The sequence below is a fragment of the Faecalibacterium duncaniae genome, assembly GCF_010509575.1.
In the GTDB taxonomy this organism is placed as follows: domain Bacteria; phylum Bacillota; class Clostridia; order Oscillospirales; family Ruminococcaceae; genus Faecalibacterium; species Faecalibacterium duncaniae.
Genome location: NZ_CP048437.1, coordinates 329,075 through 349,729, shown reverse-complemented (window position 1 = coordinate 349,729; position 20,655 = coordinate 329,075). Strand labels below are relative to the sequence as shown.

The 20,655-nt window shown below is 61.3% G+C and carries 19 protein-coding genes and 1 riboswitch; of the genes, 5 read left to right on the top strand and 14 right to left on the bottom strand.

Going from position 1 to position 20,655, the window contains the following annotated elements; all coding sequences use genetic code 11:
• Positions 1-7 precede the first annotated feature (7 nt).
• From GXM22_RS01545 to rsmD, 5 genes are all read right to left on the bottom strand, one after another.
• Positions 8-2,563 carry a peptidoglycan D,D-transpeptidase FtsI family protein gene (locus GXM22_RS01545; RefSeq protein ID WP_005930064.1) on the bottom strand — a complete coding sequence of 852 codons (2,556 nt, stop codon included), beginning with the start codon at positions 2,561-2,563 and terminating at the stop codon, positions 8-10.
• 60 nt (positions 2,564-2,623) lie between these two features.
• Entirely contained in the window at positions 2,624-3,112 is a 489-nt protein-coding gene (locus GXM22_RS01540; protein WP_005930066.1) for a hypothetical protein, read from the bottom strand.
• Positions 3,113-3,150: 38 nt separating this feature from the next.
• On the bottom strand, positions 3,151-4,119 hold the full coding sequence (gene rsmH, locus GXM22_RS01535) for a 16S rRNA (cytosine(1402)-N(4))-methyltransferase RsmH (protein ID WP_005930069.1): 969 nt from the start codon (positions 4,117-4,119) through the stop codon (positions 3,151-3,153).
• 274 nt (positions 4,120-4,393) lie between these two features.
• Positions 4,394-4,855, bottom strand: a complete 462-nt coding sequence (locus tag GXM22_RS01530; protein WP_005930075.1) for an ATP synthase subunit B family protein — start codon at positions 4,853-4,855, stop codon at positions 4,394-4,396.
• Entirely contained in the window at positions 4,852-5,421 is a 570-nt protein-coding gene (gene rsmD / locus GXM22_RS01525; RefSeq protein WP_005930078.1) for a 16S rRNA (guanine(966)-N(2))-methyltransferase RsmD, read from the bottom strand. Before rsmD ends, GXM22_RS01530 begins: the two co-directional genes overlap by 4 nt.
• Positions 5,422-5,617: 196 nt before the next feature.
• Here rsmD and GXM22_RS01520 point away from each other — a divergent pair, with 196 nt between their 5' ends.
• From GXM22_RS01520 to GXM22_RS01500, 5 genes are all read left to right on the top strand, one after another.
• The gene (locus GXM22_RS01520) at positions 5,618-6,238 is read left to right on the top strand and encodes a flavodoxin family protein (protein WP_035393384.1); all 621 of its coding nucleotides are present in this window, start codon (positions 5,618-5,620) and stop codon (positions 6,236-6,238) included.
• A gap of 158 nt (positions 6,239-6,396) precedes the next feature.
• The gene (locus tag GXM22_RS01515; RefSeq protein WP_005930084.1) at positions 6,397-8,802 is read left to right on the top strand and encodes a glycoside hydrolase family 2 protein; all 2,406 of its coding nucleotides are present in this window, start codon (positions 6,397-6,399) and stop codon (positions 8,800-8,802) included.
• Between the two features lie 150 nt (positions 8,803-8,952).
• Positions 8,953-9,348 carry an RING finger protein gene (locus tag GXM22_RS01510; RefSeq protein ID WP_005930086.1) on the top strand — a complete coding sequence of 132 codons (396 nt, stop codon included), beginning with the start codon at positions 8,953-8,955 and terminating at the stop codon, positions 9,346-9,348.
• 3 nt (positions 9,349-9,351) lie between these two features.
• A complete protein-coding gene (locus GXM22_RS01505; RefSeq protein ID WP_005930089.1) occupies positions 9,352-10,191 on the top strand; it encodes a DUF5685 family protein in 840 nt (279 codons plus the stop codon).
• 107 nt (positions 10,192-10,298) lie between these two features.
• Positions 10,299-11,051 (top strand): J domain-containing protein, encoded by a 753-nt coding sequence (locus GXM22_RS01500; RefSeq protein ID WP_005930092.1) that lies wholly within the window; start codon positions 10,299-10,301, stop codon positions 11,049-11,051.
• Between the two features lie 75 nt (positions 11,052-11,126).
• On the opposite strand, the gene GXM22_RS01495 is transcribed toward GXM22_RS01500, so the two are convergent.
• From GXM22_RS01495 to thiW, 9 genes are all read right to left on the bottom strand, one after another.
• Positions 11,127-12,080 carry a hypothetical protein gene (locus GXM22_RS01495; protein WP_005930096.1) on the bottom strand — a complete coding sequence of 318 codons (954 nt, stop codon included), beginning with the start codon at positions 12,078-12,080 and terminating at the stop codon, positions 11,127-11,129.
• A 130-nt stretch (positions 12,081-12,210) separates the two neighbouring features.
• A complete protein-coding gene (cysS, locus tag GXM22_RS01490) occupies positions 12,211-13,608 on the bottom strand; it encodes a cysteine--tRNA ligase (RefSeq protein WP_005930099.1) in 1,398 nt (465 codons plus the stop codon).
• A gap of 423 nt (positions 13,609-14,031) precedes the next feature.
• Positions 14,032-14,634 (bottom strand): TVP38/TMEM64 family protein, encoded by a 603-nt coding sequence (locus GXM22_RS01485; protein ID WP_005930106.1) that lies wholly within the window; start codon positions 14,632-14,634, stop codon positions 14,032-14,034.
• Between the two features lie 139 nt (positions 14,635-14,773).
• The gene (locus GXM22_RS01480; protein ID WP_099357252.1) at positions 14,774-15,778 is read right to left on the bottom strand and encodes a 3'-5' exonuclease; all 1,005 of its coding nucleotides are present in this window, start codon (positions 15,776-15,778) and stop codon (positions 14,774-14,776) included.
• Positions 15,779-15,795: 17 nt separating this feature from the next.
• Positions 15,796-16,617 (bottom strand): Cof-type HAD-IIB family hydrolase, encoded by an 822-nt coding sequence (locus tag GXM22_RS01475; RefSeq protein WP_005930117.1) that lies wholly within the window; start codon positions 16,615-16,617, stop codon positions 15,796-15,798.
• Between the two features lie 178 nt (positions 16,618-16,795).
• Positions 16,796-18,106 carry a phosphomethylpyrimidine synthase ThiC gene (gene thiC, locus GXM22_RS01470; RefSeq protein ID WP_005930119.1) on the bottom strand — a complete coding sequence of 437 codons (1,311 nt, stop codon included), beginning with the start codon at positions 18,104-18,106 and terminating at the stop codon, positions 16,796-16,798.
• Positions 18,107-18,263: 157 nt separating this feature from the next.
• Positions 18,264-18,896 carry a thiamine phosphate synthase gene (thiE, locus tag GXM22_RS01465; RefSeq protein ID WP_005930122.1) on the bottom strand — a complete coding sequence of 211 codons (633 nt, stop codon included), beginning with the start codon at positions 18,894-18,896 and terminating at the stop codon, positions 18,264-18,266.
• Entirely contained in the window at positions 18,883-19,704 is an 822-nt protein-coding gene (gene thiM, locus GXM22_RS01460) for a hydroxyethylthiazole kinase (RefSeq protein ID WP_005930125.1), read from the bottom strand. Before thiM ends, thiE begins: the two co-directional genes overlap by 14 nt.
• A 12-nt stretch (positions 19,705-19,716) precedes the next feature.
• On the bottom strand, positions 19,717-20,232 hold the full coding sequence (thiW, locus tag GXM22_RS01455) for an energy coupling factor transporter S component ThiW (protein ID WP_005930128.1): 516 nt from the start codon (positions 20,230-20,232) through the stop codon (positions 19,717-19,719).
• A 180-nt stretch (positions 20,233-20,412) separates the two neighbouring features.
• Positions 20,413-20,519: riboswitch (TPP riboswitch) on the bottom strand.
• Between the last annotated feature and the right edge of the window lie 136 nt (positions 20,520-20,655).

Here is a 20,655-nt window from a genome sequence, read left to right as displayed (position 1 = left end):
TTCCCCTTTATCCACAGATCAGATGTACGATGGTTCCCCGCTGGACGCTGGAGCCGGGTGCCTCACTCTGGCTCTGGACCATGCCGGAGCCTTCGACTGTGCAGTTGAGCCCTGCGGCGTTCAACATCTGCCGGGCAAAGTCCGCGCTCTTGCCGGTCACGTCCGGCACCTCGGCGTGCTTGCCCTCATAGGTATCGGTATACAGATAAACAGTGGTGCCGTAGGGCACCTCTGCCCCCGCGCGGGGGTACTGGTAGGTAACAAGGGCGGCGGTCTGGTCGGATTCGCTCTCGGCCAGGTGATGCTTCAAGCCCTTGATGTTCAGCTGCACCTGCGCATTGCTCCACTCCTTGCCCGTCAGGTTGGGCACCTTGACGGTGGTGCCGCTGCGGTCCACGCCGTCGGTGGCGATGCCCAGATAGGGCGCGATCTCACTGATGATGTTGCCTACCACCGGAGCCGCCAGAATGGAGGAATAGTCGGTGCGGGCATTGTTGGGGTCGTCCAGCATGACATAGACCAGGATCTCCGGGTCGTTGGCGGGCAGGACAGCCGCAAAGGATGCCACCTTCTTGTAGTCGCCGTCGGCGCGGCGGTCCATGTTCAGCTGCTCGGAGGTGCCGGATTTGCCGCCGATGCGGTAGCCTGCAACATAGGCGTTGCCGCCGCCGCCCTGGGTGCCGTCGCCCACCTCAAACTCCATGATCTGGCGGATGGTCTCGCTGGCGCTCTCGCTGATGACCTGACGGCGGGTGTTGGTGCCGATTTCCTGCACCACATTGCCGTTCTGGTCCGTGATCTTATCCACCACATGAGGGGTGACCAGATAGCCGCCGTTGACTGCCGCCGAGATGGCAGTGCACACCTGCAGCGGGGTCACGGCCATGGCCTGACCAAAGGCGGAGGAGGCCAGCTCCACCTCGCCCAGACGGCTCTTGCTGTAATACTGCATGAAGCTGGTCTCATTGGGCAGGTCCACACCGGTGCGCTCGGTAAAGCCAAAGGCATCAAAGTAATCATAGAACAGGCTGGAGCCCACACGCTGGCCCAGCTGGATGAAGTAGATGTTGCAGCTGTTGCGCAGGGCCTCGGCCAGATTCTGGGCCCCGTGCGACTTTCTGCCGGCGCAGTGGTAGGTCTGCTTTGCCACGCTGTAAGCACCGGAGCAGTTCAGGGTGGTGTAATAGGTCGCTTTGCCGCTGTCCACACCCATGGCGGCGGTGATGACCTTGAACACGCTTCCGGGGTAGTACAGCTCGGTGATGGTCTTGTTCTTCCACTGGATATCCCGGTAGGTGCCGGTGTAGTCGGCCTCCTCATCCGCGATCTTCTGGCCGTTCTCGTCCCGCAGGTAGTTGCCGTTCTCGTCTTTTTTGTAGATGGTGTACAGCTCCGGCTCGGCCTGCACCTGCTCCGTCAGGTAGGCCAGATTGGCGCTGAAATCCTGTGGGTCATTGGGGTCAAAGTCCGGCTTGGAGGCCATGGCAAGGATGGCACCGGTCTTGACATTCATCACAATGGCGCAGCCGCGGTTCTCAACGGTGTTGGCCGCCACGGCCTCGTTCAGGTAGCGCTCCACTACCTCCTGAATGTTCACATCCAGTGAGAGCACCAGATTGGAACCGTCCTTGGCGGCGTAGGTGGTGGCGTTTTCATCGGCAATGGCGTTGCCGTAGGCGTTGCGCAGGGTGATGGTGCGGCCGTTCACACCGGCCAGCGTGGACTCATAGGAGTTTTCCAGACCGTACACGCCCTGACCATCCGCATTGCAGAAGCCCAGCACGGCGGCGGCAAAGCGGCCGTAGGGGTAATCCCGCTGGAAGCCCTTGGAGGCCGACACCGACACCCGCCCCTTGCGGACAGTGGGGGTGCCGTCGTCGCTCTCCTCCTGGCCCAGGCCCAGCTTGCCCAGGATCTTTTCCAGCGCACCGGCGGATTTTCCGCTCTTGCTGTGGGCCTTGTTGTAGGTCTTGACGTACTCCTCAATGGAGAGCTTGATGGCATTGTTGACCTTGGTGGCCAGCACCTGATAGGAGCTTTCGTTTTGGGAGAGGGCATCGCAGACCGCCTGATACTGGGTCTGGTACTCTGCCGAAGTGGTGTCCACGCTGTCCAGACTCTCGCCGTCGCCCGAAAGCAGGCGCAGGGTGATCTGGGTGCAGACCTCCTTCATGGCGGCCTCATCGATGGTGCGGGTCTCCGCCTTGGTGTCCTGATCGGTAGTGGTGGTATACAGGGCCGTGCTGTAAGAGGGGTCGGCCCAGATGGTCCAGACCACGCTGGTGGAAGCCAGCGTGATGCCGCTGGTGTCGTAGATCTCACCGCGGGTGGCCTGAATGGTGCTGTCCAGCAGCTGCTGCTCGGCGGCGTACTGGCGGTAGGTGGCACCGTCGCGGATCTGGATCTTGTACAGGCTGTAGATCACGGTCAGCGCGGCGACCACCACAAGAAGCACGGCGGCACCAAAGCTGATATGACGCAGCCGGGCACTGAGCCGTGCGTGCGGGTCCGCACTGCGGCGGCGGACGCTGTTCTTTTTGGGATTGGAGGATGGTGTTTGCATTGCGTACTCCCGAAGAAAACCGAAAAAGCGTGCGCTGCCGCACGCTTTTCGTTGTTTGGTTTATTTTGCCGTTCTGACAGAGGCAAGAATGGTCATTGCCCCATCGTGGAGCAGATCCGACCACTGCCGCACAGCGGATGCCTTGCGCACCAGAACGCTGCCCTCATCCAGCCGGATGTAGGTGATCTGGCTCTGGTCGATCTTCATCAGCCCCAGGCGTGTGGCAGTCTCCTCAACACTTGTGATGTTGGTGCGGCTGTTCAGGGCACTGTTGTAGTATGTATACTGGCTCTGCTCGCTCACAAGCTCTGCCTTGGCGCTCTGGATCTGAGAGTTCAGCTCCACCAGCTGTGCCTCGCTCCACAGCAGGCTTACCGCAAAGCCCACCAGCAAAGCCGCGCCCACCAGCTGCAGCGCGTGCTGCATGGCAGCCCGCACGGGGTTCAGCCGCTTTTTGCCGCCCTTTTCTACCCGCAGCGGGACTTTTGGCTGTGCCTGCGGCGCTCTTCTGCGCCGGACCTCTGTCATATCGTATGCTGCCTGACCCATGGTGATCTCCTCCTCACATCTCCGGGGCTTTGCCGCCCTCAGATCTTTTCCAAAACCCGCAGGTGGGCCGAGCGGCTGCGCCGGTTCTCTTCCAGCTCCTGCGTGTTGGCTTCAATGGGTTTGCGTGTGATCAGCTTTGCCTTGGCCTTGCCGCCGCAGACGCACACCGGGAACTCCGGCGGACAGGTGCAGGCGGTGGACCAGCGGCGGAACTTGTTTTTGACCAGCCGGTCCTCCAGCGAGTGGAAGGTGATCACGCAAAGTCTTCCACCCGGTGCGAGATGCGCAAAAATGGTGTCCAGCCCCTCTTCCAGTGCGTCCAGCTCATGGTTTACCGCAATGCGCAGTGCCTGGAAGGTGCGGCGGGAGGGGTTTTTGTTCTTCCGGCGCTCCGCCGGGGGCATGGCGCTGGCCACGATATCCGCCAGCTGCAATGTCGTTTCAATGGGGGCAGTTTCCCGGGCTTCCACGATCCTGCCCGCGATCTGCCAGGCGAAGGGCTCCTCGCCGTAATCCCGCAGGATGCGGGCCAGCTCCTCCCGGCTCTCGCTGTTCACGAGATCGGCGGCCGTCTCACCCTCCTGGCTCATCCGCATGTCCAGCGGGGCATCTGCCCGGTAGGAAAAGCCCCGGGCCGCGTCATCCAGCTGATGGCTGGACACGCCCAGATCCAGCAGCGCGCCGTTGATCGTTTCAATGCCCAGCTGCTCCAGAGCTTGTCCGGCATAGCGGAAGTTGATCTGCACCACGGTGGCAGGCAGGCCCGCCAGCCGGGCCCGGGCCGTCTGCACGGCATCGGGGTCCTGATCCAGCGAGATGAGCCTGCCGCCCTGCTCGCCGTTCAGCCGCAGGGCGATCTGGCGGGAGTGCCCCGCGCCGCCCGCCGTGCCGTCCAGATAGGTGCCCGCCGGGTCGATCTTCAGGCCGTCCAGGCACTCGTTCAGCAGCACCGGGACATGCTCAAACGAGGCCGGGTCAAAGGGCTGTGCTGTTTTTTCTGTGTCCATGTTCCCAGCCTCCTTTCAAAACTCAGATAAGATCCTGCATCTGCCGCCCTTTTCTGCCCGGAGCTGCTGCCCGGGAAAGCGGCCTGCGGCCTGCCGGGAGTTTGTGGCCCGGTCAGCCTTGAGGATACAATTTTATTGTAACAAAACAGGCCCCTGATTGCAAGAGTTTCCCTTTTGTTTTTTCTCTCAAAATGTACCAAAAAAAGCCCCTGCAAGCCGTCGTTTTTGCTTGCAGGGGCCGGAAGCTCTCACCGGGAAATTTCACATTCCCGCATCAGAGCTGTTTCCGGGGGCTCTGGCGCAGGTTTGCACGGACATTTTTGACCTGTGCGGCGTTTTCCGCCATCGTCTCTTCCGTGGTCTTGAGCATATTATCACAGTAGTCGGTCACGGTCTGGCGGACAGTGCGGGCTTCGGTCTGGGCGGCGGAGACGATCTCTCCGGCGCGCTGCTGGGCCGCCTTGACGATTTCAGCCTCGCTCACCAGCACACGGGCGCGCTCCTCGGCCTTTTTTACAATGGCCTGCGCCTGTGCGTTGGCCGATTCGATGAGCTGGGCACGGTCGCTGACAATGGACTGGGCCTGCCGCAGCTCCACAGGCAGGTTCTGGCGGATCTCGTCCAGATAGTCCCGGATCTGCTCCACATCCACGATGCGCTTGCCGCCCGAAAGGGGCATTCCGGCACTCTCCTCCAGCGTATCCTCAATGGTATCCAAAAGCTCGTTTACGTTCATTCCGCATCTCCCTCTCCGGTGCTCTGCCGGGGCTTACCATACTTCCACAGCAGGACTTTGCCGTATTTATACTGTTTTTTCAGGGTCATGCCGCCCACCTCGGCAGGCAGCACCAGGCCGGTCTCACTCTCGCAGATCACGATGCCGCCCGGAGCCAGGCATTTGTCCACGCCGGGCAGGATCTTTTCCAGCGTGCCGGTGTGGAAGGGCGGGTCCAGCAGCACGATGTCGAACTGCTCATGGCAGGCGGAGAGATACCGTGCCGCCTCGCCGATGTTGACCCGGCTGCGGTCAAACACGCCGCAGTTCTTGCAGTTCTTCATCACGATGTTCACGGCCTCCCGGTTCTCGTCCAGGAACACGCACCGGGCCGCACCCCGGCTCAGGGCTTCAATGCCCAGCTGGCCGCTGCCTGCGTAGAGGTCGAGCACCCGGGCACCGGGCAGGTCGAACTGGACGATGCTGAACATGGCCTCCTTGACCTGATCCATCGTCGGGCGGGTGATCTCGGTGCCGGGCAGGGCTTCCAGCCTGCGGCCCCGTGCTTCTCCTGCAATAACGCGCATGTATCTGCCTCCTTCTCCCGCTGTCCGGGCCCCCTGCCCGGCCAGCAGCTGTTTCGTGTTTTCGTATCTCCATATTATCGTCAAAACGCAACTCTTTGTCAAGGGCGCGCGTTGCACTCAGGGTGCAATTGTGCTAAAATCAGGGCAAAGCGCCCCATGTGCGGCGCGTTTTGCCAAAAAAGGAGAGTATCTGCTTATGAAAGTCCTGCTCATCAACGGCAGCCCCCACGAGAAGGGCTGCACCTATACCGCCCTGTCCCTGATCGCCGGGGAGCTGAACGCCAGCGGCATCGAGACCGAGATCCTGAACGTCGGCACAAAGCCGGTGGGCGGCTGCATCGGCTGCGGCGGCTGTGCCGCCGGTAAGGGCTGCGTGTTCGGTGGCGTGGTCAACGAGGCCATCGAAAAGGCCAAGACCGCCGATGCCTTTGTGTTCGGCACACCTGTCCACTATGCGTCCGCCTCCGGCAACATGACCAGCTTCATGGACCGTCTGGCCTACGCGGGCGGCAAGTATCTGGCCTACAAGCCCGCTGCCATCTGCGCTTCGGCCCGCCGCGCCGGCACCACCACCACGCTGGACCAGCTGGTGAAGTATCCCGAGTTCTTCCACATGCCGCTGGTCAGCGGTTCCTACTGGCCCATGGTCCACGGCTCCAAGCCCGAGCAGGTGCTGGAGGATGAAGAGGGCTGCGCCGTGATGCGGGAGCTGGGCCGCAACATGGCCTGGCTGCTCAAGTGCATCGAACTGGGCAAAGCAAACGGCATCACCCACCCCGAGAATCCCCGCCGCCCCATGACCAATTTTATCCGCTGAGTTTCCCCTCGCTCCCGCCTGCCCGGCGGGGGCTTTTTTGATTTTAACAGCTTTTTCTGCAAAAACGGAAAAAATAAGGGAGCGAGTGCTTTTTTCGTTCACAACTTTGTGGTAGCATAAGGGTAAGAATTTTTTGTGCAGAGCGATGGAGACAGGCTATGGAACACTACGATTGGAACGACGGCTGGCTGTTTGCCCCCACCTTTGATCCCGCCATCGTCCGCCCCGAATGCACCGGGGTGGAGCTGGAGCCGGTGCGCTTGCCCCACACGGTCAAAATGCTGCCCTACAACTATTGCAACGAGAACGAATACCAGCGGGTGTCCGGCTACCGGCGGGAGTTTTTTGCGCCCAAAGAGTGGCAGGGCCGCACGGTACTGCTGACCTTTGGAGCCGTGGCCCACGATGCCACCGTGTTCTGCAACGGGCGGCGGGTGTTCCACCACGGGTGCGGCTACACCGCCTTTACTGTGGACCTGACCGAATCGCTGCTGCTGGGCCAAAAAAATGTGGTGGCTGTCCGGTGCGACAGCCGGGAGGACCTGAACATTCCTCCCTTCGGCGGGCAGATCGATTTTCTGACCTACGGCGGCATCTACCGGGCCGTCAGTCTGGACGTGAAGGAGCCCGCCTACCTGCGCGACATCTTCATCGAGGCGCAGGCCGAGGGCGATTTCCGCATCTATTCCTCCACGGTGGGCGAGACCATCGGCTGCACCCTGCAGGCCGAGATCCGCAGCCCCGCCGGGAGCAGAGCCCTGTACAGCGGTGAGCTCAGCCTGCCCATTGTGGGCACCCTGAACGGCGTGCACCCCTGGAGCGTGGAGCACCCCTTCCTCTATACCCTGACCGTCCGGCTTATCCGGCCCGGCACCAGCGGCCTGCCCGACCGGGTGCTGGACGAAAAGAGCACCCGGTTCGGCTTCCGCACCATCCAGTTCGTGGCCGGGGGCTTTTATCTGAACGGCCAGCGGGTGGAGCTGCGGGGCCTGAACCGGCATCAGAGCTACGCCTATCAGGGCTATGCCATGCCGGACAGCATTCAACAGCTGGATGCCCAATTGTTGAAAAAGCAGTTGGGCTGCAATGCAGTGCGCACCAGCCACTACCCCCAGAGCCCGGCTTTTCTGGATGCCTGCGATGAGCTGGGCCTGCTGGTGTTCGTGGAGATGCCCGGCTGGCAGCACATCGGGGATGAAGCCTGGCAGGCCCAGGCATTGCAGAACTGCCGCGAGATGGTCTGCCAGTGCCGCAACCACCCCAGCGTGTTCCTGTGGGGCGTGCGGGTGAACGGCAGTTCCGATAACGAGGCCTTTTACAAGCGCACCAACGAGGCTGTCCATCGGCTGGACCCCACCCGCCCCACCGGCGGCGTGCGGATCGCCCGCAAGAGCCAGCTGCTCGAGGACGTTTACGCCTACAACGATTACTCCTACTCCGGCCGGGGCCCGGGCTGCGAGCCCCGGTCTGCCGTTACGCCTGACCTGCGCAAGGGCTACCTCATCAGCGAGTTCGGGGGCCAGCAGTTCCCGGCCAAAGCCTTTGACGACGAGCCGCACCGGCTGGCACAGGCTCTGCGCCATGCTGCCGTCCTCAACGATGCCATTGCCCAGCAGGGCGTGGCCGGTGCCCTTGGCTGGTGCATGGCCGATTACAACACCCACCGCGAGTTCGGCAGCGGCGACCGCATCTGCTACCACGGCGTGACGGACCTGTTCCGCAACCCGAAGCTCTCTGCCGCCGTCTACGCAAGCCAGAAAACGCCCCGCTCCCCTTCGGACGTGGTGTTCGAGGTCTCTTCCAGCATGGCGCTGGGCGACCACCCCGGCGGCTTTGCCGGGGCCTGCTGGGTGTTCACCAACGCCGAGAGCGTCCGCCTCTACCGGGGCAACGATTTCATTGCCGAGTTCACCCCCGACCGCCGGGGCCGCTTTGCCGCCCTGCCCCACCCGCCCATCGAGATCCAGGATTTCGTCGGCTCCCTGCTGGAAAAGTATGAGGGCCTTGACCAGAGCACAGCCCCGCAGGTGGCGGCCATCCTCAACGAGATGCGCCGGGACGCGCTGAACCTTTCGCCTCTCTCCCGGGCGCGGATGCTCTCCCTGCGGCTGAGCGCAAACGACCTGCTCCGGATGTACTACAAATACATCGGCGTGCTGGGCGGGCCGTCCAGCGTTTACCGGTTTGAGGCGGTCTGGCACGGGCGCACCGTCCGCACCGTGGTCAAGGAGCCGGTGCAGTCGGTCCGGCTGGAATGCGTGGTGCACAATCCCATCCTGACCGACGGCCCCACCTGGGACTGCGCGGCGGTCAGCCTGCGGGCCATCGACCAGAACGGCAACCTGCTGCCCTACTGCGGTGAGGCCGTTCAGCTCAGCGTGGAAGGCCCGGTAAAGATCCTGGGCCCGGCCATCGTCCCCCTGCGGGGCGGCATGGCGGGCACCTACCTTGCCACCACCGGTGAAGCAGGCCGTGCCGTGCTGCACTGCCGGATGGAGGGCGCGCTGGATGTGGAGGCCGCCCTGACCGTGCGCAAGCGCTCCGGTGCAGAGAATGCCAATTAAATTTCGTCCTTTCATGGTAGATTTGCAATCTGTTCAAAGTTTTATCATGGTTGGCTGATATTCTATTGTTGTGAACAATCAAACGCCCTCTCCGTCCATGCGTCCGCGTGGCTGAGAGGGTTATTCTTGAGGACAAAGGACCGGAAATCTATGAGAGAGAAACTTCGTCAGTTTATGATCGGCCGCTATGGCACCGATGGCCTGAACCAATTCCTGAGCATTGCCTCGCTGGTGCTGCTCCTCATCGCCATCATCAGCCGGGTCAACCTGTTCACCTATCTGGGCGCGGCCCTGCTGATCTTCTGCTACTACCGCACCTTCAGCCGGAACATCTCCAAGCGCACCGAGGAGAACTACAAGTTCTACACCCTGAAGGACCGGGTGGACAACAAGTTCAAGGGCTGGAAGGAGCAGTGGGCCAACCGCAAGGTCTATCACTACTACCGCTGCCCCCAGTGCCGCCAGAAGCTGCGCGTGCCCCGCGGCCGCGGCCGCATCCAGATCTCCTGCCCCCGCTGCGGCACCCAGTTCATCAAGAAGAGCTGAGCCATGTTCGGATATGTTATCCCGAATCAGGCCGCGCTCAGCCCGGAGGCGCAGGCGCGGTACCGCGCGGCCTACTGCGGGCTCTGCCGCCGCATTGGCGCGCTGCACGGCACCCGGGGACGGCTGACCCTGAGCTATGACCTGACCTTTCTGGATCTGCTGCTGTGCAGCCTGTATGAGGGCGAAAGCGCCTGTGTGACAGGCTGTGACCACTGCCCCATCCACCCCATCCGGAAGGTGGAGTGGCGTTCCAGCGGCCCCACCGATTACTGCGCGGACCTGAGCGTGGCTTTGCACTACTACAACGCGCAGGACAAGTGGAACGATGACCACAGCCTGCTGGGCCTGGGCTTTGAAAAGATGCTTGCCGCCCCCACGCAGCAGGCCGCTGCCCGCTGGCCCCGCCAGTGCAGCGCCATCCGCACCTGTCTGGATCGGCTGGCCCGGTACGAGGCCGAGGGCAGCGAGGATCTGGATGCCGTTTCCGGCTGCTTTGGGGAACTGATGGCCGAGCTGTTCGATTACAGGCAGGATCACTGGTCGCCGGAGCTGCGCAACATCGGCTTCAACCTGGGCAAGTATATCTACCTGCTGGATGCCTACGACGACCTGGCCCGGGACGAGCGCAAGGGCGCATACAATCCCCTGCGCACCCTGAGCAGAGAGCCCGGGTACGAGGAAGAGATGCGGGAGATCTTTGAGCTGCTGCTGGCCAACTGCGCCCGCAGCTTTGAGCGCCTGCCCTGTGTGGAGAACGTTGACCTTCTGCGCAACATCCTGTATTCGGGCGTGTGGCTCAAATATCACTGCAAAAACGCAAAAAAGAAGGACAAAACCGCCTGATTCCGGCGGTTTTCCTTGATTTTTCCGTTCCAGTCCTGTACACTAAAGATTGCTTGTGCGGCACAATGGCCGCACAGATGGTAATAGAGACGTGAGGAAGTAGACCGATGAGAGACCCCTATGAGGTTCTGGGCATCCAGCGCGGTGCCAGCGAAGACGAGATCAAAAAGGCTTACCGTGCCAAGTGCAAGCGCTGGCACCCTGACCTGAACCCCAACGACCCCACCGCCGAAGAGCACTTCAAGGAGGTGCAGGCGGCATACGATGCCATCACCAAAGGCGAGACCGGCCCCCAGATGGGCGGCGGCTACGGCGGTGCCTACGGCCAGCAGAGCGGCCCCTCTTACGGCGGCTATCAGCAGGGGTACCAGCAGAACGGTTACTCCAACGGGGATTTCGGAGACTTTGGCTTCGGTTATGACCCCTTCGGGTTCGGATTCGGCTTTGGCGGCAATTATCAGCAGCAGCGCGGCCCCGGCTACAACGGTGCAGACACGCCTGAGATGCAGGCCGCCCGCAACTTCATCGTCAACCAGCGCTACCCTGAGGCCCGCCGCGTGCTGGACGGCATCACCGTGCGCACCGCCCGGTGGTATTATCTCTCCTCGCTGGCCAATCAGGGCCTGGGCAACAGCATCGATGCCCTGCAGGATGCCCGCCGCGCCGCCCAGATGGAGCCCGGCAACACCGAGTACCAGATGAACCTGCGCAATCTGCAGGACCCGGGCCGCACCTACCGCACCCAGACCACCTACGCCCAGCCCGGCGGCCTGATGCGCTGGTGCTGGAGCATGATCCTGCTCAACCTGCTGTGCAACTGCTGCTGTGGCGGCGGCTGGGGCTGGCGGTTCCGGATGTAAGCGCAAAAAATGATATAAGGACAATTAAAAAATCCCTCCCTGCCGGCGTGGCAGGGAGGGATTTTTGCTGTTTGATTACTGGATCACGATGGTCCGGCTGATCTCGCTGCTGGAGTAGTTTCCGGCGGCCTTGGCCGTCTGGACATACTCGCCGGGCTCGGTGGGGAACCCGCTCTGGGTCGTACCCAGGAAATCGAAGAGACCGCTCTTCTTTTTATAGGTGTAGGTCACCTTGCCGCCCTCGATCACCTGGCCGTCGCTTTCGACCACTGCGGTGACGTTGTAGTTCTGGGCTTCCGCCGCAGTCATGCTGGCGGGGAGCTCCTGCGCCCAGTAGACACGCACCCCCGCACTCTTGGGCTTGATGCGGAAGAACGCCATACCGGCGGTGTTCACATCACCGGATTCCAGCGCCACAGCGCCGCCCACATAGCTGCCGGCTTCCGTAGGCTGCTCGTCCAGATAGATGCGGCTGAACATGCCCTCGGGCAGATATTTGCGGATGAGCTCCAGCGACAGCTTCATGCCGGTGGAGACATCCTTCAGCGTGGGGATGTAGAATTTCAGGACATCCATCACAGAGACCACTTCATCAGCCACCCGCAGCAGCACGCTCACGTCGTTGCCGTCGATCAGCTGCTTGATGTAGGCGTAGATGTTGAATTCCTCTTCCTGCTCAGGGTTCGCCGACATCTTTTTCGGCAGGGGGATCATCTTGAGCAGGGTGCGGATCTTGCCCGAAAGGATCAGGGTCACATAGCCCTGCGCTTCGCCGCTGGTGCCCATCACCACGCCGATATACTGGGTATCTGCCGGGGTGGTCTGGACGCTCAGGGTAAAGGGGGAGCCATAGGTCAGATCCCCGTCTGCGGTCAGGCGGATCGAGACAACGCTGTTGTTCTCATCCACGCCTGCGGTGGTCAGGTCAGGCAGTTCGCTGCCCGCCGAAGCCGCCAGCGCCGGGGTGGCCGCCGCACTCAGGGCGAACACTGCCGCCAGCAGCAATGAGATCAGCCGTTTGATTTTCATCAGCCAAAGACCTCCTTTTATATAGGTTCTTGTATCATGCAAAAATAAGGGTGCGTGGAACACACAGCACAGTGTTCCCGCACCCTCATTTTACCGCATTGTACCGTACAGGTCAATAACGGGATTCAAGTTAAATTTTGCTCAGCTGCGGGCCCTGGGCGGTATCTTTGACAGCCCAGCCCATCTCGGTGAGCTGTGCGCGGATGGCATCCGCAGCGGCCCAGTCCTTGGCCTTCTTGGCGGCGGCGCGCTTTTCCACCAGCTCCGTCACCTCGGCGGGCACCTCGTCCTTCTTGCGGTTGTACATCAGGCCCAGCACGCCGGTGATCTCATCGAATGCCTTGGCGGCAGCCTCCAGCGCAGCCTTGGAGGAGGCAGCGGACAGGGTGTTGATCTCCTTGACCAGATCGAACACGGCAGCCAGCGCATCGGGGGTGTTCAGGTCATCGTCCATGGCCTTGCAGAACTTGGCGCGGGCCTCGTCTGCCTTGGCGGTCAGGGTCTCATCGGTACCGAACGCGGTCTTGCTCAGGGCAAAATCGAGGTTCTCGCGGCAGGTGTAAAGGCGCTCCAGGCTGTTCTTGCAGCTCTCAATGAGGTCCACGGTGTAGTTCAGGGGCATCCGGTAGCCTGCGGTCAGCATGAAATAGCGGATGGGCTCGTAGCCGTAGAGGTCTGCCACATCGCGGACGGTGAAGAAGTTGTGCAGGCTCTTGGACATCTTCTGATTATCCACGTTGATGAAGCCGTTGTGCATCCAGTAGTGGGCAAACTCGCAGCCGTTGGCGCACTCGCTCTGGGCGATCTCGTTCTCGTGGTGGGGGAAGATCAGATCCTGACCGCCGCAGTGCAAGTCGATGGTCTTGCCCAGATGGGTGCGGCTCATGGCGCTGCACTCGATATGCCAGCCGGGGCGGCCCATGCCATAGGGGCTTTCCCAGGCGGGCTCGCCGGGCTTGGCAGCCTTCCAGACGGCGAAATCGGCGGGGTCTTCCTTCAGGTCATCCTCCATCTGGCTGCGCAGCTCGCGATTGCCGCTCTCCAGATCGTCCAGCTTGAGGTGGCTCAGTTTGCCGTACTCCGGGTCGCTCTTGACGCGGAAGTAGACATCCCCGTTCTTGGCAACGTAGGCGTGGCCGGAATCGATCAGGTCCTTGACGATGTCCAGGATCTGCTGGATGTGCTCCGTTGCACGGGGCTGGACGGTGGGCTTTTTGCAGTTCAGACCAGCGGCATCCTTGAGATACTCGGCCTCAAAGCGCTGGGCCACTTCCTTCATGGAGGTGCCCTCCTCCTGGCCCTTCTTGATGAGCTTGTCATCAATATCGGTGATGTTGGAGACATAGATGACCTTGTTGCCGCGGTATTCCAGATAGCGGCGCAGGGTATCGAACACGATCAGCGGGCGGGCGTTGCCGATGTGGATATAGTTGTAAACGGTGGGGCCGCAGACATAGATGCGGTATTCGCCGGGCACCTGCGGCACAAACTCTTCCTTCTGGCGGGTCAGGGTGTTGAAAATCTGCATAAGAACTCTCCTTCTTGTAGGGCAAACAAAAGCCGCAGCAGAACCTCTCAGTCTCGCTTCGTTGACTTACGAAAACAGAGAAGTAAAAAAGCCCCCGATGTGATACAATCTCCCATATCACATCGAAGGCGGTTTTCAAAATCGCGGTTCCACTTCTGTTTGTCGCTCAAAGCCGATAACGGCGGCTGCCGCGCCGCGATACTCCCCAGCAGGTTTCCCGCGGCGTGCTGTCCGGGCGCACTTCACACACGCTGCTGCAAACAGGCTCCCAGCCAACGGCCCGTTCTCTCTGTCCAGCTCACCTTTGCGCTACTCTGCCCGGGTAAACGCATTTTTCCTGATACATCTGTATTATAGCCGGGCCAGGGGGAGAAGTCAAGCAGAACGCAGGCGCTGGCATTTCAGCGGCAGCTCTGCGCCGATTCAATCGATCTCGTGCTTTTTACAAAAGTGCCTGCTGGCAAAGTACATTCCAGCCCAGATGGCGATGGCAAGCACGAGGTAGAACGGGTTCTTCATGGCAGACACCAGCGACTGCCCGAAAAGGGCCATCATGGCCACCATCACGCCCTTGCCCAGCAGCATGGTGACAAGGTAGCGCTTCTCGTCAAAATCAGAGATGCCAAAGGCAAAGTGCATAAAGGACGAGGGCGTAAAGGGCAGGAGCGACAGCATGAACAGGGACGCGGTGTCGAACCGGCTGACCCATTGCTCCGCCTTTTGCAGCTTGGCCGAGCGGCGGGCAAATTTCCAGAAAAAACGCTTGACGACACGCCGCCAGAGCAGGAACATCACAGTGCCGCCCAGCATCACCCCGGCCCAGCTGTACACAAAGCCCAGAAGGCCCCCGTGGGCCGCAACATTCAGCGCCACAATGGCGATGAGCGGCAGCGGCGGAAAAAAGGATTCCACCATCGCAAGGATCACGGGCGCAATGGGGCCAAGGCCGCCAAAGCCTTCCAGCAGGGCCTTCCAGAATTCCAGCGTTCCCAGCTGGTGGAGCCAGCCTATCATCGTCATTTCCATCCCGCGTGTTCCTTCCCTCTCATTTTTCTTTAGTATATCCGGTTTCTATGACACGCCCGTGAACAAAATACGAGCTTTTTTTGTCATATCATCTATACTACGAGACTGCGGGGGCCTTTCCTGCACAGGGCGGGAATCTTTATGCTTTTCCGGCGGCTTCAGCGGCGGCCTTTTCGGCCCGTGCCTGCATCCGCTCGATCTGCTGGGCGCGCATCCGCTCCCAGCGGGCAAGCCCGGCTTCGTCCGGGATCTGGACGCAGCGGGCAAAGCTCCAGTGCAGGCCGTCCCGCCGGGCCAGCTTATAGCGCTGGAATACGCCCTTTCCAACCTCATTGCCGGTACCGGCGCAGGCAGGGCAGACCGACAGGGTATACCAGCCGCTGTTGCCCTTTTTCAGCCAGATATCATCCGGCTGCAGATCCCCGCCGCACACCGGGCAGCTGGCAGTGATGATCTTTGGGTCGCTGCGCCAGGTGGACTGCTCCACATAGCCGCGGAACACCCGGAAGTCCCGGTAATCGCCGGGGGCGGGGCAGAGGCTCGCCCGCAGGGATTCCTCCTCGGTGGGGTAGGCCGCCAGACCCGCCCGCAGGTCAAGCTTGCGGCAGACATCGGCGGTGTAAAGGGTATCGGACAGGGCATCGTGGAACGGGCGCTCCATCGGGATGCCCATCCGGGTCACAACGCTTTCCAGCGTCATGCCCTCGCCCTCCTTGCGGGGGTGCTCCCGCAGGAAGATCTGCTGCAGATCATACCACTGGGTGGGGCGGCTCTCGTCCAGATTGCAGAGGAAAAGGTTCTGCTTGAGCACCGGCACGTCATCCATGCCCCACTCGGCAAACTCGGCATCCGGGCCGCACCACTGCATAAAGCGGCGCAGCCCCTGCACGATGGGCTCGCCCCGGTCCAGGTCGGCCTGGGTCAGGCCCGTCACCTTGGCGATGTGGTGCTGCAGGGTGCGGAAAATGCGGGGCCGCAGGTGGATGGAGAAGGTATCCAGCACGTTGGCATCCTCGTCGATCTTCACCGCGCCGATCTCGATGATCTCGCCCCGGAAGGTCTGCTGCACGCCATGATAATTAAAGTTATACGGCTTATAGCCGATGTTCCATTCCAGATCAAATAAAACCAGATTGCGTGGCATTGTTGTTTGTGTTCCTCTCAGTTCAGGATAAATTTTTCGATGGCCTCGGCCACGCCGTCGTGGTTGTTGTCGGCGGCGGTGACGTAATCGGCCACAGCCTTGACGGCATCCTCGGCATTCTGCATGGCAACGCCCACCCCGGCATAGGAGATCATGGAGCGGTCGTTCAGGCCGTCGCCGCAGGCCATCAGGTTCTCCCGGGTCAGGCCCATCCGTTCCAGCAGGGCGGCAAGGCTCCTGTCCTTTGCCACGCCCAGCGGCACGGCCTCGATGAAGAAGGGGCTGGAGGGGTACAGGTCGATACGGCCCGCAAACTGCTCCTTTCCGGCGGCACAGACAGCATCCCGCCGGGCAGGGTCAAGGGTGATGAGCATTTTGCAGATCGGATAGTCCACATAGGAGGCCAGATCATCCACATGGAGCATCGGCAGCTTTGTGGTAAAGCACTCCTTGTTTGCCCACACGTCCTGATCCCGCTCACACACGATGCCCTCGCTGTTATAGGTCAGGATGGCCACATCCTGCCGGGCTGCAAATTCGCAGAGCTCCGGGACGAACTCCGCTCCCAGCTGCACCTGATACAGGGCCTCGCCGGTCACGCAGTCCACGATCTTGCCGCCGTTGTAGGCCAGCACACAGCCGCCCTTTTTGTCCAGCCCCAGCTCCTTTGCCAGCGGCAGAATGCCCGCTGTGGGGCGGCCGGAGGCCAGCACGATGGTCACGCCCTGTGCGGCGGCGGCATCCAGCGCCGCGCGGGTGCGGGGGGTAACGATCTTTTCGTCATTGGTCAGGGTGCCGTCCAAGTCCAGAGCCAGCACCCGGATATTCGATCTTGCCATGATTTTTATTCCTCGTTCTCAGGCAGGGGCTTCCCGCCGGATATTTTATTACTTACCCATCTATTTTACAATGCTTTCCCTTTTCTGTAAAGCAGGAAACCTGTTCCCCGCCCAGAGACAAGCAAAAAAGCCGCCCGGCGAGCAAAACCGGACGGCTGAGAAGGAAGAAAACGCTGTGTTACAGGATGTCGATGTATTCCCCGGCCAGTGCCTTGTTCATGCTGCGGACGGCGCAGAACTTGCCGCACATGGAGCAGGTGTCGCTGTGGTCATCCTCGGGCAGGCGGGCATCCCGGATGGCCTTGGCGGTCTCGGGGTCGAGAGCGCAGGCGAACTGGGCATCCCAGTCCAGCACGCGGCGGGCATCGCCCATCTTGTCGTCGATATCCCGGGCATGGGGGATGCCCTTGGCGATATCGGCCGCATGGGCGGCGATCTTGGAGGCCACGATGCCCTGCTTCACATCGTCCACGTTGGGCAGAGCCAGATGCTCGGCGGGGGTGACATAGCACAGGAAAGCCGCACCGCTCATGGCGGCAACGGCACCGCCGATGGCAGCCGTGATGTGGTCATAACCGGGGGCAATGTCGGTAACGAGGGGTCCCAGCACATAGAAGGGAGCGCCCATGCAGATGCTCTTCTGCACCTCCATGTTGGCAGCCACCTGATTCAGGGGCACATGGCCCGGGCCCTCCACCATGACCTGCACGTTGTGTGCCCAGGCGCGCTTGGTCAGCTCGCCCAGACGCACCAGCTCTTCGATCTGGCAGACATCGGTGGCATCGGCCAGGCAGCCGGGGCGGCAGGCATCGCCCAGCGAGATGGTCACGTCGTGCTCGGCGCAGATCTCACAGATCTCGTCAAAGTGCTCGTAGAAGGGGTTCTCGTTGCCGGTCATGCTCATCCAGGCGAACACCAGAGAGCCGCCGCGGCTGACGATGTTCATCTTCCGCTTGTGGGTGCGGATCTGGTCGATGGTCTTGCGGGTGATGCCGCAGTGCAGGGTGACAAAGTCCACGCCGTCCTCAGCATGCAGGCGCACCACGTCGATGAAGTCCTGCGCGGTCAGGGTAGCAAGGTCGCGCTGATAGTGGATGACGGAATCGTACACGGGCACAGTGCCGATCATCACGGGGCACTCGTGGGTCAGCTTCTGGCGGAAGGGCTGGGTGTTGCCGTGGCTGGACAGGTCCATGATAGCTTCCGCGCCCATATTGACGGCGCTCATCACCTTTTCCATCTCCACGTTGTAATCCTTGCAGTCGCGGGAAACGCCCAGGTTCACGTTGATCTTGGTGCGCAGCATGGAGCCGATGCCCTCGGGGTTCAGGCAGGTGTGGTGCTTATTGGCGGGAATGGCCACCTTGCCCTCAGCCACCAGCTGACGGATCTCCTCCGTGGTGCGGTATTCCTTTTTGGCCACGATCTCCATTTCCGGCGTGACGATGCCCTTGCGGGCAGCGTCCATCTGTGTGGTGTAGTTCTGCATGGTACTTTCCTCCAAATGTTTCTTTTATCTTGAACAGCGCTTTGCGCGCTGAACGTACCGGAAATAGGTTTTTGCGCAGCCTTTCCTCTGTGCGCAATTGGCTTCCCCTTTGGGGGAGCTGGCATCGCGCCAGCGATGACTGAGAGGGCGAGCCGCCTTACAGCTGCTCCGCCAGTGCCTTCAGCTCCCTGCACTCGGCCTCAATATCCTCCGCGCCGAAGATCGCACTGACAAGGGCCACACCGTTCACGCCGGTGCCCTTGAGCCGGAGCAGGTTCTCCTTGTGGATGCCGCCGATGGCCACAACGGGGATGTCCACGGCATCGCAGATGGCTTTCATCATGCCCTCGGGCAGAACGTCCACGTCTGCCTTGGTGTGGGTAGAGAAAGCTGCACCCACGCCCAGACAGTCGGCACCATGCCGGACGGCCTCCAGGGCCTCCTCCACGCTGTGGACAGATACGCCGATCATCATCTCATCGCCCACGCGCTGGCGCACCTGAGCAGCGGCCATATCCTCCTGCCCCACATGGATGCCCTCGGCGTGGCAGCGGATGGCAATGTCCACGTTATCGTTGATGAAAAAGGGCACATTGTATTTTTTGCACAGGTCGTGGAGCTCAAACGCCTCCTTCAGGAAGGCTTCCTCGTCCAGCTCCTTTTCCCGCAGCTGAACACAGGTCACGCCGCCCTTCAGGGCGCTCTCCACCTGCTGATAGAGGGTCTGACCGCCCACCCAGGCACGGTCGGTGACGGCGTAGAGCCGCATATATTCTTCAGCGCACTTCATACTTGGCACCCTCTTCCAGCTGAGCCGGAGTCATATGATAAATGGCATCAATGATGTAATTGCGGTAGGTGGCGTTGCCGTCCAGCGGGGTCAGCCGTGCATGGGCGATCTCGCCCGCAAGGCCCATGGCGCAGACGGCGGCAGCAGCAGCCTCCAGCGGCTGGCCGGGGTTGGCGGTGATAAAGGCCGCCGTCAGGGCAGAGAGCTGGCAGCCCGTGCCGGTGATGGCGCTCATCATCGGGTGGCCGTTGCGGATGCAGTAGGCTTTTGCCCCATCGGCCACGATGTCAATGGCACCGGTAATGGCCACAACGGCACCGGTCTTTGCGGCAAATGCCTTGGCAAAGGCCACCGCGCCGTCCAGATTTTCCTCGGTGACCCTGTCGGCCACATCGGCATCCACGCCCTTGGTGGTGCCCGCGCCGGAAGCCAGTGTCTTTACCTCGGAGATGTTGCCCCGGATGACCGTGAACCGCACCTCGTCCAGCAGGCGGTAGGCCGTCCCGGTGCGCAGGGCGGAAGCGCCTGCGCCCACGGGGTCCAGCACCACGGGGTGGCCCAGTGCATTGGCCTTTCTGCCTGCCTTGAGCATGGATTCAATGGTGCGGCTGTTCAGGGTGCCGATGTTGATGTTCAGCCCGCCGCAGATGGTGGTGATATCCTCCACCTCGGCAGCATCGTCGGCCATAATGGGCGAAGCACCGCAGGCCAGCACCATATTGGCGCAGTCGTTCACGGTGACGTAGTTGGTGATATTATGAATCAGGGGGCTTTTGGTGCGGACATTGGCAAACTGCTCTGCAAACATGACGCACCCCCGTCAGGAAAGGCTGCTCTGCATGGAGCGCAGGGCACCGGAGTGCTGCAGGCTGTACACCAGCACACCCGCAATAACCGCACCCACAGCGGTGGAGATGAGGAAGGGCACGATGTAGGCATAGAACGCGATGTCACCGGCGCTCTTGCCCATCAGGCAGATGGCCACCGGGTAAGCACACAGGCCGCCCAGAATGCTGGTGCCGAACACCTCGCCCACCAGGGTGGCGATCAGGTTTTTGGTCTTTGCGTAGACCAGGCCGCAGAGCAGGGCACCAAACATGCTGCCCGGGAAGGCCATCAGGCTGCCCAGACCCAGGATATTGCGGAGCAGCGAAGCCACAAAGGCCACGCCCACGCCCCACCAGGGACCCAGCAGCACGGCGCAGAGCACATTGACCATGTGCTGCACGGGGGCGCACTTGCTGCCGAACATCGGGAAGCTGAACACACTGCCAACCACGCACAGGGCGCAGAACATTCCAGCGAGAGCCAGCTTTTTCACAGAGAATTTTTTCATTGGAAACTCCTCTTTCTCAAAAAGCGGTCGAGGCTTGCTGGCCTCCTCTCACGCCGGAACACGGCTTCCCATCGCAGTTATTTCAAGGCTCAGGGCGCTCCCCCTCAGCCCGGAGCCGCCCGTTGCGGCGGCTTGCGGCAACAAAAAACAGGAGACACCACAGCGGTGCCTCCTGCAAAAAATCATTTTCCTATGACTTCCTACGGCGGCATTATCCGCATCAGGTCAAGGGTCGAAGTTTGGTTACTTCCTCTCAGCCCGCCTCACGAGCTCCCCTGTGTTTTGTTTTTCGTAGGGTATTGTACACCCGCCGGGGCAAAAAAGCAAGAACAAGTTTTTCTTTCGCCTTTTTGCCAAATCGCTTTTACAATTTTCCGGATTATGTTATACTTGTCCCAAATTTCGCAGCGCCCGGGGGAGCCA

Coding starts and splice junctions, on each gene's coding strand:
- cysS (WP_005930099.1), bottom strand. CDS start 13,608: ATGCAGATTTTCAACACCCTGACCCGCCAGAAGGAAGAGTTTGTGCCG.
- thiW (WP_005930128.1), bottom strand. CDS start 20,232: ATGAAAAAATTCTCTGTGAAAAAGCTGGCTCTCGCTGGAATGTTCTGC.
- GXM22_RS01545 (WP_005930064.1), bottom strand. CDS start 2,563: ATGCAAACACCATCCTCCAATCCCAAAAAGAACAGCGTCCGCCGCCGC.
- rsmH (WP_005930069.1), bottom strand. CDS start 4,119: ATGGACACAGAAAAAACAGCACAGCCCTTTGACCCGGCCTCGTTTGAG.
- GXM22_RS01505 (WP_005930089.1), top strand. CDS start 9,352: ATGTTCGGATATGTTATCCCGAATCAGGCCGCGCTCAGCCCGGAGGCG.
- GXM22_RS01540 (WP_005930066.1), bottom strand. CDS start 3,112: ATGGGTCAGGCAGCATACGATATGACAGAGGTCCGGCGCAGAAGAGCG.
- thiC (WP_005930119.1), bottom strand. CDS start 18,106: ATGCAGAACTACACCACACAGATGGACGCTGCCCGCAAGGGCATCGTC.
- GXM22_RS01510 (WP_005930086.1), top strand. CDS start 8,953: ATGAGAGAGAAACTTCGTCAGTTTATGATCGGCCGCTATGGCACCGAT.
- GXM22_RS01480 (WP_099357252.1), bottom strand. CDS start 15,778: ATGCCACGCAATCTGGTTTTATTTGATCTGGAATGGAACATCGGCTAT.
- GXM22_RS01475 (WP_005930117.1), bottom strand. CDS start 16,617: ATGGCAAGATCGAATATCCGGGTGCTGGCTCTGGACTTGGACGGCACC.
- GXM22_RS01530 (WP_005930075.1), bottom strand. CDS start 4,855: ATGAACGTAAACGAGCTTTTGGATACCATTGAGGATACGCTGGAGGAG.
- rsmD (WP_005930078.1), bottom strand. CDS start 5,421: ATGCGCGTTATTGCAGGAGAAGCACGGGGCCGCAGGCTGGAAGCCCTG.
- GXM22_RS01495 (WP_005930096.1), bottom strand. CDS start 12,080: ATGAAAATCAAACGGCTGATCTCATTGCTGCTGGCGGCAGTGTTCGCC.
- GXM22_RS01500 (WP_005930092.1), top strand. CDS start 10,299: ATGAGAGACCCCTATGAGGTTCTGGGCATCCAGCGCGGTGCCAGCGAA.
- thiM (WP_005930125.1), bottom strand. CDS start 19,704: ATGTTTGCAGAGCAGTTTGCCAATGTCCGCACCAAAAGCCCCCTGATT.
- GXM22_RS01520 (WP_035393384.1), top strand. CDS start 5,618: ATGAAAGTCCTGCTCATCAACGGCAGCCCCCACGAGAAGGGCTGCACC.
- thiE (WP_005930122.1), bottom strand. CDS start 18,896: ATGAAGTGCGCTGAAGAATATATGCGGCTCTACGCCGTCACCGACCGT.
- GXM22_RS01485 (WP_005930106.1), bottom strand. CDS start 14,634: ATGGAAATGACGATGATAGGCTGGCTCCACCAGCTGGGAACGCTGGAA.
- GXM22_RS01515 (WP_005930084.1), top strand. CDS start 6,397: ATGGAACACTACGATTGGAACGACGGCTGGCTGTTTGCCCCCACCTTT.